Consider the following 1,208-nt stretch of genomic DNA (forward strand, 5'->3'; position numbering starts at 1 on the left):
GCCTCACGGCCACCCGCGCACCCACCCCCACCCGACACTGGGGCCACGCAGCCATGGGTCTCACCCACAGCCGATCCGCGGGACGGAGCATGAATCTGTGGGTCGATGAGGTGCTGTTTACGATCCGGGTGGTTGTCGGTTTGTGTCGATGACCGGGCGCCCGGCGAGTGGGTGTGTCAGGTGGATTCTGACCCCGATGGTGGTGCCGATGGGGCTGCTGCACGGATAGGTGACAGTCGGGTTAGGCCGCCTGGGTAGCGGTCTGGGTCATGGTGGTCTCGTACTCGATGGGGGTCAATCGGCTGAGGCGGCTCTGTCGGCGTCGGCGGTGGTAGGTGCGCTCGATCCAGGTGATGATCGCGATGCGCAGCTCGTCGCGGGTGGTCCAGCGGCGGCGGTCGAGGACATTGCGCTGCAGCAGCGAGAAGAAGCTCTCCATCGCGGCGTTGTCGCCGGCGGACCCGACCTGGCCCATCGAGCCCGCCATGGCGTGGCGGGTCAACGCTCGCTGCATCTTCCGAGACCGGAATTGTGACCCGCGGTCGGAGTGCACGATGCAGCCGGCGACGTCGTGGCCCTCGGCGTGGCGACGGGCGACGGCGTTCTCCAGCGCGGTGACCGCGAGGCGGGACTGCATCCGCGAGTCGATGGAGTAGCCGACGATGCGGTTGGACCAGACGTCCTTGATCGCGCAGAGGTAGAGCTTGCCCTGCGCGGTGGGGTGCTCGGTGATGTCGGTCAGCCACAGGGTGTTGGCGGCCGGGGCGGTGAAGTCGCGTCGCACCCGGTCGTCGTGGGCGGGGGCCCCGGCCCGGCGGGCCTTGCCGTAGGCCTTGGGCTTGCCGAACACGCTCCACCAGCCGTTGGCCGTGCAGATCCGCCACGCGGTGCGATCCGCCATGACGTGTCCGGCCTGCTGCGCTTCGTCGGCGAGCAGTCGGTACCCGAACTCGAGGTCCTCGCGGTGCGCGTCGAACAGCGCGTTGCCCCGGTGGGCCTCGGTCCAGTCGGCGTCGGTGACCGGGTCTGTGAGCCATCGGTAGTAGGGCTGGCGAGCGTGGTTCAGCACCCGACACGTCACCGCGACCGGCACCCGCACAGGGGCACCGGCAGCGGCCAGGTCACGGACGAGCGGGTACGTCTGTAATGGCGGTGGCTGGCCCGTGGCCGGCTGAGAGGCTGGGCCTCGGCCGGTACGTGTGACTCCG

General features: G+C 69.5%; 1 protein-coding gene. It reads right to left on the minus strand.

The genetic code is table 11. The features are described 5' to 3' along the window. Positions 1 to 241: 241 nt before the first annotated feature. Positions 242 to 1,208, minus strand: a 967-nt coding sequence (locus ACYVOF_RS20040; RefSeq protein ID WP_460869686.1) for an IS3 family transposase, incomplete at its 5' end; no start/stop codon positions are given.

Source organism: Rhodococcus aerolatus, assembly GCF_054783215.1.